The sequence below is a fragment of the Sphingomonas mali NBRC 15500 genome (assembly GCF_001598415.1).
GTDB classification, from domain to species: Bacteria; Pseudomonadota; Alphaproteobacteria; order Sphingomonadales; family Sphingomonadaceae; genus Sphingomonas; species Sphingomonas mali.
In genome coordinates this window covers 1-8,549 of sequence record NZ_BCYX01000079.1, presented here as the reverse complement: position 1 = coordinate 8,549, position 8,549 = coordinate 1, and the positions used below count along the sequence as shown (strand labels likewise).

At 66.8% G+C, this 8,549-nt stretch carries 10 protein-coding genes; 5 read left to right on the top strand and 5 right to left on the bottom strand.

Features of this window, described 5'->3' with window-relative positions:
* Positions 1–17: 17 nt before the first annotated feature.
* Together SMA01S_RS23605 and SMA01S_RS23600 are read right to left on the bottom strand one after the other, a co-directional pair.
* Entirely contained in the window at positions 18–620 is a 603-nt protein-coding gene (locus tag SMA01S_RS23605; protein ID WP_066827859.1) for a DUF4126 domain-containing protein, read from the bottom strand.
* A 71-nt stretch (positions 621–691) separates the two neighbouring features.
* The gene (locus tag SMA01S_RS23600; RefSeq protein ID WP_066827865.1) at positions 692–1,768 is read right to left on the bottom strand and encodes an alkene reductase; all 1,077 of its coding nucleotides are present in this window, start codon (positions 1,766–1,768) and stop codon (positions 692–694) included.
* A gap of 64 nt (positions 1,769–1,832) precedes the next feature.
* Here SMA01S_RS23600 and SMA01S_RS23595 point away from each other — a divergent pair, with 64 nt between their 5' ends.
* The 5 genes from SMA01S_RS23595 to ssb all read left to right on the top strand — a co-directional run bounded on the left by SMA01S_RS23595 (position 1,833) and on the right by ssb (position 6,171).
* Positions 1,833–2,771 (top strand): DMT family transporter, encoded by a 939-nt coding sequence (locus tag SMA01S_RS23595; protein WP_066827858.1) that lies wholly within the window; start codon positions 1,833–1,835, stop codon positions 2,769–2,771.
* A gap of 2 nt (positions 2,772–2,773) precedes the next feature.
* Positions 2,774–3,436 (top strand): COQ9 family protein, encoded by a 663-nt coding sequence (locus tag SMA01S_RS23590; RefSeq protein WP_439654325.1) that lies wholly within the window; start codon positions 2,774–2,776, stop codon positions 3,434–3,436.
* A 70-nt stretch (positions 3,437–3,506) separates the two neighbouring features.
* Positions 3,507–3,767: a FeoA family protein gene (locus SMA01S_RS23585; RefSeq protein ID WP_066827855.1), complete on the top strand. Its 261-nt coding sequence runs from the start codon at positions 3,507–3,509 to the stop codon at positions 3,765–3,767.
* Positions 3,764–5,623 (top strand): ferrous iron transporter B, encoded by a 1,860-nt coding sequence (gene feoB / locus SMA01S_RS23580; protein ID WP_066827853.1) that lies wholly within the window; start codon positions 3,764–3,766, stop codon positions 5,621–5,623. Before SMA01S_RS23585 ends, feoB begins: the two co-directional genes overlap by 4 nt.
* Positions 5,624–5,637: 14 nt before the next feature.
* Positions 5,638–6,171 carry a single-stranded DNA-binding protein gene (ssb, locus tag SMA01S_RS23575; RefSeq protein ID WP_066827851.1) on the top strand — a complete coding sequence of 178 codons (534 nt, stop codon included), beginning with the start codon at positions 5,638–5,640 and terminating at the stop codon, positions 6,169–6,171.
* Positions 6,172–6,282: 111 nt separating this feature from the next.
* On the opposite strand, the gene metW is transcribed toward ssb, so the two are convergent.
* The 3 genes from metW to metX are packed head-to-tail and all read right to left on the bottom strand — an operon-like array spanning position 6,283 to position 8,413.
* Positions 6,283–6,870: a methionine biosynthesis protein MetW gene (metW, locus tag SMA01S_RS23570; protein ID WP_066827849.1), complete on the bottom strand. Its 588-nt coding sequence runs from the start codon at positions 6,868–6,870 to the stop codon at positions 6,283–6,285.
* Positions 6,867–7,301: a GNAT family N-acetyltransferase gene (locus SMA01S_RS23565; RefSeq protein WP_066827847.1), complete on the bottom strand. Its 435-nt coding sequence runs from the start codon at positions 7,299–7,301 to the stop codon at positions 6,867–6,869. The genes metW and SMA01S_RS23565 overlap by 4 nt, the downstream gene beginning before the upstream one ends.
* On the bottom strand, positions 7,298–8,413 hold the full coding sequence (gene metX, locus SMA01S_RS23560) for a homoserine O-acetyltransferase MetX (RefSeq protein ID WP_066827845.1): 1,116 nt from the start codon (positions 8,411–8,413) through the stop codon (positions 7,298–7,300). Before metX ends, SMA01S_RS23565 begins: the two co-directional genes overlap by 4 nt.
* Positions 8,414–8,549: the final 136 nt, after the last annotated feature.

Sequence of the window (8,549 nt, the reverse complement as noted above, 5' to 3'; positions counted from 1 at the left end):
CCGGGGAGGAATTAGATCTACGTCGCCTCAGGCGGTTGCTTCTTCGGGAACAGCCGCCTGAAGGCGTGGCGGAGCAGCAGCAGCATCGCGACCGCGGCGACCAGAACCAGTATTGCGATGACCACCGCCGCCCAGGGGCTGGCGATCGCCGCCACCAGCAGGCCGGTCGTCGCGACATCCTCGCCGGTCGACACCGCGATATTGCTGAACGGCTCCGGACTGGCATTGACCGCGGCGCGCGTCCCCGCCTTGGCGCCATGCGTCAGCAGCGCCGCGCCGCCGCCGAGCAGCAAGGCGACGACCTGCCATTTGGTGTCGTGCGGATCGACGATGGCGAGCGCGAGCAAGGCGCCGCCGACCGGGCGGACGAGCGTGTGGACCGTGTCCCACAGGCTGTCGATCCACATCACCTTGTCGGCGAAGAATTCGGCCAGCGCGCCAACGCCCGCGGCGCCGATCACCCACCAATTGGCCAGCACGTCGAGGCTGTGAAGCTGCTGCGGCAAGGCGATCCAGCCGGTGTGCATCGCGAGCCCCGTGGCGAAGATGCAGAGATACAGCCGCCATCCGCTCAACAGGCTGATGCTGGCTGCGAGCCCGATAATGCCCACCGCGTCCATGGGCGGGGTGTAGCATGGGGGGCGGGGTTCCTAAAGTTCCTCCCCGCGAAGCGGGGAGGAACTACCGGGGCCTATTCCGCTGCTTGCTGCTCCAGCACCGGGTAATCGATATATCCCTCCGGCCCCGGGGTGTACCAGGTCTTGAAGTCGTCGGCGTTGAGCTCGGCGCCGCGGCGAAAGCGGTCGACCAAATCGGGATTGGCGATGAACTTGCGCCCGAACGAGACGCCGTCGGCCAGGCCCGAGGCGACATCGGCCTGCGCCGCCTCGAACGTATAATCCTGGTTGAGGATCAGCGGCCGTTCGAACACCTGGCGGATCTTCGGGCTGAGCTTCGGGACCGAAGACGCGCCGAACGTGCCAGTCGGCGACAGTTCGCGCAGCTCGAGAAAGGCGATGCCGAGGTCGTTGAGCGCTTTCGCCGCGGGGACGAACACCGCCTCGGGATTGCTGTCGTCGGCGCCCTGCGTCTCGCCATTGGGCGACAGACGGATCGCGGTGCGGCCGGCGCCGACTTCGGCGATCACCGCCTCGACCGCTTCCTTCATGAAGCGGATGCGGTTTTCCGGGCTGCCGCCATAATCGTCGTCGCGGAAATTGGTGTTGTCGCGCAGGAACTGGTCGATCAGATAGCCGTTCGCGCCGTGCAGCTGGACCCCGTCGAACCCGGCGGCGATCGCGTTGCGCGCGGCCGTGGCATATTCGCCCTGGGCGCGCTTGATGTCGTCGAGCGTCGCGGCGCGCGCTTCGGCATAGGGGTTTTCGGGTTTGTGATAGGGCGCGCGCGTCACCGAGGACGATAGCGGCTGCAGCCCCGTCACGTCGGGCCGCGCGAGCCGGCCCATATGCCAGATCTGCGCGACGATCTTGCCGCCCGCCTCGTGCACCGCGGCGGTGACCGGCTTCCATGCCTCGACCTGCGCATCGGTCCACAGGCCCGGCGCGTTGGGCCAGCCCAGGCCGAGCCGGCTGACGCCGGTGCCTTCGGTGATGATCACGCCGGCACCGGCGCGCTGGCGGTAATAATCGATCATGATCGACGTCGGCACATGCTCGGCGGTCGAGCGGCCGCGCGTCAGCGGCGCCATCAGGATGCGGTTCCTGGCGGAAATATCGCCAAGCTGGATAGGATCGAACAGCGTAGGCATTCTTGGATAACCTCCCGACAGGACTTCGTTGCGGACGCGGCGCAGATAGGTGTTATGGGGCCGCATGCACCGGGAAAGCGCAACAAGAAAAGCTTCGGACGACAAAAGCGTCGCCGCCCATCCTTTTGCTTTCGCGGCGCTGATCCTCGCCAATATCCTGCTGAGCGTCGGCCCGGTCTTCGTGCGGATGAGCGATGTCGGACCGGTCGCCGCAGGGTTCTGGCGAATCGCGCTGGCGGCCCCCGTGCTGCTCGCCGTGGCGTTCGGCACCGGCTGGCGTCCGACCGGGCTTGGCCGGGGCGTGTGGTGGGCGATCGGGATCGGCGGCCTGTGTTTCGCCGGTGACCTCGCCGCCTGGCATATCGGTATCCTCAAGACGCAGCTCGCCAATGCGACCTTGTTCGGCAATTCGGCGACCCTGTTCTACCCTGTCTATGGCTTTCTGATCGCGCGTGCCTGGCCATCGCGGACGCAAGGCTTCGCGCTGTTGCTGGCGCTGGTCGGAGCGGGGTTGCTGATGGGGCGGTCGATGCAGATCGCGCCCACGCATCTGGCCGGCGACCTGCTCTGCCTGCTCGCGGGCATTCTCTACACCGTCTATTTCGCGACCATGGCCAAGGCGCGCGACACGATGGCGCCGATCCCCGCGCTGGCGCTGTCGACATTGGCCAGCATGCTGCCGCTGCTGATCGTCGCCAATCTGCTCGGCGAACAGGTCACGCCGCACCATTGGACCCCACTGGTGCTGATGGCGCTGTCGAGCCAGATCATCGGCCAGGGGCTGATGATCTTCGCGCTCGGCCAGATGTCGCCGATGGTGATCGGCATCGCCTTGCTCACCCAGCCGGTGATGGCGGCGACGATCGGCTGGATCGGCTATGGCGAGCGGCTCGACGGCGTCGACATGATCGGCGCGGTCGCCGTCGCGGTGGCGCTGGTGCTGGTCCGCGGCGAACGCAAGGACGCCGCCGAGCTTGCCCCCGAAGGGGTCGAGGACGCATAAGCATGGGCATGACTCTCCCTGCCGATCCCACGCTCGACGAGATTCGCGCGGCGCTTGCCCCGCTCGTCGCCGACAATGCCGCGTTCGACGGCTGGAAAGCGGCGGCGCGCGACCTGGCCGCCGATCAGCTCGGGGTCGATCGCGACGTGGCGCTGCTCGCGTTGCCCGATGCCATAGCGATGATCGACGCCTGGTTCGCGAGCATCGACCGCGGGATGGTCGAGAAACTGCCGCCCGAAATACTGGGCAAGATGAAGGTGCGCGAGAAGATCGCCGCTCTGGTCGAAGCGCGGCTCGATTTGCTCGCCCCGCATCGTGAGACGTTGCGGCGCGCGCTGGCGATCCTGGCGATGCCGACCAATGTCGCGCACGGCGCGAAACTCGGCTGGCGCGCCGCCGACCTGATGTGGCGCGCGGCGGGCGACATCGCGACCGACTACAATCACTATACCAAGCGCGCGATGCTGGGCGGCGTCTATGCCGCGACGATCACCGTGTTCCTCGACGACCAGAGCGAGGGCCAGGCCGATACGCGCGCTTTCCTGGCGCGGCGGATCGAGGGGATCATGCGGTTCGAAAAGGCCAAGGCGCAGTTTCTCGGCCGGATCGAGCACCGACCGAGTTTGTCGCGGTTCGTCGGCCGGCTGCGGTATCCGGCGGTTTGATCGGGAAATCCGCGCAATACGTATAAGAACGTTATTGATAATCAGTCGCAGTACTTCTACGTGAGTCGTCATGGCGACGACTCCGCTCAGCCTTGAACAGCTTCCCCAGCGCCAGCGCGCGACCGTTGCGGGTATCGCCTGGGATCGGCTGACCGCGCCCGAGGGCCGGCGGCTGCGCGAACTCGGTTTCGATGAAGGCGTCGGCATCGAGGTGCTGCATCGCGCGCGGATCGGTGGCGGACCGATTGCCTGCCGGATCGGCCGCATGACCGTGGCGCTGCGCCGCCGAGTGGCCGGCGCGATCCATGTTGCTACCGACCAGCTAGGATGAACCCCGCGCCGCTGGTCGCGCTGGTCGGCAATCCCAATGCCGGCAAGAGCGCGCTGTTCAACGCGCTGACCGGCGCGCGGCAAAAGGTCGGCAATTATCCCGGAGTCACCGTCGAGCGCCATGCCGGCCGGATGGCGCTGCCCGATGGCCGCCCGGTCGAATTGCTCGACCTGCCCGGCACCTACAGCCTCGAACCGTCGAGCCCCGACGAGCGCGTCACGCGCGACGTCGTCACCGGTACGCAGGCGGGCGAGCGGCTGCCCGACGCGATCATCGTCGTGGTCGATGCCTCCAACCTCGACAATCATCTGCGCTTCACGCTCCAGCTGATCGCGCTCGGCCTGCCGGTGGTGGTCGCGCTCAACATGATCGACCTCGCCGAGCGCGACGGGCTCAAGCTCGACCCCGACGCGCTGGCACGCGAGCTCGGCGTTCCCGTCATCCCCACCGTCGCGGTGCGCAAGCGCGGCATCGACGACCTCAAGGAAGCGCTGGCCGATCTCGCCACGCCGGGCGCGACGGCGTTGCGGCCGAGCGACCCGGTGCTCCACGCCGACATCGCCACCTTGCAGCGCCGCGCGCGCCAGATCGCGATGGCCGCGACGATTTCCGAGACGCCGGTGCGGCGCTGGACGCACATGCTCGATTCGGTCGCGCTGCATCCGGTGTTCGGCGTGCTGTTGTTGTTCGTCGTGCTGTTCGTGATGTTCCAGGCGGTGTTCTTCGCCGGCGCGGCGCCGGCCGACGCGATCGCCGGCGGGTTCGACTGGCTGGCCGGGCTGGTCAAGCAGGTCATGCCCGACTCGATCCTGCGCTCGCTGATCACCGATGGCGCGATCGCGGGCGTGGGCGCGGTGATCAAGTTCCTGCCCCAGATCCTGATCATGTTCTTCTTCATCCTGGTGCTGGAAGCGAGCGGCTATATGGTCCGCGCCGCCTTCCTGATGGACCGGATCATGGCGAGCGTCGGACTGTCGGGCCGGGCGTTCATTCCCCTCCTCTCCAGCTTCGCCTGCGCGGTGCCCGGCATCATGTCGACGCGCACGATCGAGGACGAGAAGGATCGCCTGACCACGATCCTGATCGCGCCGCTGATGACCTGTTCGGCGCGGTTGCCGGTCTATACGTTGGTGATCGGCGCGATGATCCCCAATGTCCGGGTGCTGCCGTTCGTCGGGCTGCAGGGGCTGGTCATGCTCGGTTTGTACATCATGGGCGTGGCGGGCGCGTTCGTCGTCGCACTGGTCCTGCGCCGCACGGTGACCAAGGGCGCGTCCTCGGGCTTCATGATGGAGATGCCCAAATACCAGCTGCCGAGCGTGCGCGATCTGGCGATCGGGCTGTGGAGCCGCGCCGAGATTTTCCTCAAGCGCGCGGGCACGACGATCGCCTTCACCACGATCGTGTTGTGGGCAATGTTGTCCTTTCCCCAGGTGCCCAAGGACAGCGCGGTCAGCCAGGTCAATTATTCGGTCGCCGGGCGCATCGCCAATGCGATCGAGCCGGCATTCCGGCCGATCGGCTTCAATCGCGACATCGTGCTGGCGCTGATCCCGGCAATGGCGGCGCGCGAAGTGTCGGTCGCCGCGCTCGGCACGGTCTATGCGATCGACACGGCCGGCGGCGACGATGAAACCAAAATGGCGCAGACTCTCCACAAGCGCTGGAGCCTGGCGACCGCCCTCGCTTTCCTCATATGGTTCGTGTTCGCACCACAGTGCATCTCGACCATCGCAGTCACCAGAAGAGAGACAAACGGGTGGAAATGGCCCGCCTTCATGGTTGGCTATTTGTTCCTGCTCGCCTACATCATGGCCGGAATCACATACTGGCTGGCTGTCTTCGCCGGCCTCTAGGCAAGGGCGAATTAATGGCGGGCAGCGTCAACAAGGTCATTCTCGTCGGCAATCTCGGGCGCGATCCCGAGAGCCGCACGTTCCAGAACGGCGGCAAGGTCGTCGAACTGCGCATCGCGACGTCGGAACAGTGGAAGGACCGCAATTCGGGCGAGCGCAAGGAGCGCACCGAATGGCACACGGTCAAGGTGTTCAACGAAGGCCTGGCCAATGTCGCCGAGCGCTATCTGCGCAAGGGCTCGAAAGTCTATATCGAGGGCGCGCTGCAGACCCGCAAATGGCAGGACCAGGACGGCAAGGATCGCTATTCGACCGAGATCGTGCTGCAGGGCTTCAACAGCGTGCTGACGATGCTCGACGGCGCGCCGGGCGGCGGTGGCGGTTCCGGCGGCGGCGGCGGTGGCGGCTTCTCGAGCGGCCGTGACGACTTTGCGCCATCGGGCGGCGGACGCGACGATTTCGCCGGCGCCCCGAGCGGCGGTGGCGGCTTCGGCGGCGGCAAGAGCGGCGGCTTCTCCGACGACCTCGACGACGACGTTCCGTTCTAGGATCGGCAGCGCGGTTCCCGCGCAATCACGTCGCGCCCGGCGACTGCCTGCACGACGCTGTGCCCCGGTGCTCCTGCGAAAGCAGGAGCACGGTCAAATGCGATCGTCGTCCTACCGCCTCAGCAAGAACACCGCGTGCTCGGCGAGCAGGTTCGCCATGGTCGCGCTGGTGCGCTGATCGCCCGACAGGAACCACGCGCCTTCGACAATGATGCCGCGCTCGTTCAGCAGCGCGCGGAAATCGTCGATCGTGACGTGGTGGATGTTGGGGGTCGCATACCAGGCGACCGGCAGCAGCCGCGTGACCGGCATCCGTCCGCCCCACAAGAGCGACGCGCGCACTCGCCAATGCGCGAAATTGGGGAAGGACACGAAAGCGTGCCGCCCGATCCGCAACAGATGTTCGAGCACGACGTCGGGCGCGCGCGTCGTCTGGAGCGTCTGGCTGAGGATCGCATAGTCGAAACTGTTGTCGGGATAGTCGGCGAGATCGGTATCGGCATCGCCCTGCACCACCGACAGCCCGCGCGCGACCGCGCTCGCGACGTCGCCGGCATCGAGCTCCAGCCCGCGCGCATCGACTTGTTTCTTGTCGCGCAGCGCCGCCATCAACTCGCCGTCGCCGCAGCCGATATCGAGCACGCGGCTGCCCGGCGCGACATTGGCGGCGATCACCGCGAGGTCTGGACGCAGGCTCATTCGGGCGTCGCCCGCAACGCGTCGGCGAACCCCGGCGCCAGTCTTTCCATATAGCGACCGGGTCGGATCAAGGCGTGGAAGCCGAGCGCTTGGTACACGCCATGCGCATCGGCGGTAACGAGCGCCATCCGCCGGATGCCGGCAAAGTCGGGATGATCGATGAACCATGCGACCATCGCCCGCGCGATGCCTTGCCCGCGCGCGCTTTCATCGACCCAGACATCAGCCAGCCAGGCGAAGGTCGCGTGATCGGTGATCATCCGGGCATAGCCGACCTGCTCGCTTTGGCGGTAGGCGCCAAGGCAATGCGACCCGGCGATCGCGCGTTCGACCAAAGCGCGCTCGATCCCCGGCGACCAATAGCTCGAGGCAAGCCAGGCATGCACCCGCGCCACATCGAGCCGCGCCTTGTCGTCGTCGAGCTCGATCATAATGCCGCCCTCAGGAAGCCGTCGACCACGCGGTTGAGTTCGGGCGCGTCGAGCAGGAAGGCATCATGCCCGAATGGACTGCTCAATTCGACGAAGCTGACCGCCGCGCCGGCGGCGTTGAGCGCATGGACGATCGCGCGCGATTCGGGCGTGGGGTAGAGCCAATCGGTGTCGAAGCTGACCAGAGCGAACCGCGTCCGGCTCCCCCTGAAGGCATTGGCGAGCAGGCCGCCATGCTCCTCGGCCAGATCGAAATAATCCATCGCACGGGTGATATAGAGATAGCTGTTCGCATCGAACCGGTCGGTGAAGCTCAGCCCCTGGTGGCGCAGATAGCTTTCGACCTGAAAATCGGCGTCGAAGCCGAACGATTTGGCCTCGCGCGCTTGCAGCCGCCGGCCGAATTTCTCGGTCAGCCCCGCTTCGGACAGATAGGTGATGTGCGCCGCCATTCGCGCGACCGCGAGCCCGGCCGCGGGCGGGTCGCCTTCGCCGTAATAATCGCCGCCGCGCCAATTGGGATCGGCCATGATCGCCTGACGACCGACTTCGTGGAACGCGATATTCTGCGCGGTGTGGCGTGCGGTCGAGGCGATCACCACTGCCTTGGTCACGCGATCGGGAAAGGTCGCCGCCCAGCTCAGCGCCTGCATCCCGCCCATCGACCCGCCGACCAGGGTGACGGTGCCGACGCCGAGATGGTCGAGCAGCATCGCCTGCGCGCGGACCATGTCGCGGATCGTGATGACCGGGAAGCTCATCGCCCAGGGCTGGCCGGTCGCCGGGTTGACGGTCGCGGGACCCGATGACCCCATGCAGCTGCCGAGCACATTGGCGCAGACGATGAAGTGCCGCGCCGGGTCGATCGGCTTGCCGGGGCCGACCATCCGCGTCCACCAGCCGGGCTTGCCGGTGATCGGATGGTCGCTCGCGACATATTGGTCGCCGGTCAGTGCGTGGCAGATCAGGATCGCATTCGACCCGTCGGGCGCGAGCGTGCCGTAGGTCTCATAGGCAATATCGACCGGCGACAGCAGCACGCCCCCGTCGAGGCGGAGCGGCCCCGGCAAGGTCACGTGGCGCGACAGGCCGAAGCGCTGATCGTCGGTCATGGAGATGCGGTTAGTGGGAAAAGGGCGCGTGTCCAAGCCCAGAAGCGGGCGCAGCCTAAACCCTCTCCCGTTGGGAGAGGGTCGAGCCGCGTAGCGGCGAGGGGTGAGGGCAGGTAGCGGCGCTCTGCCCTCACCC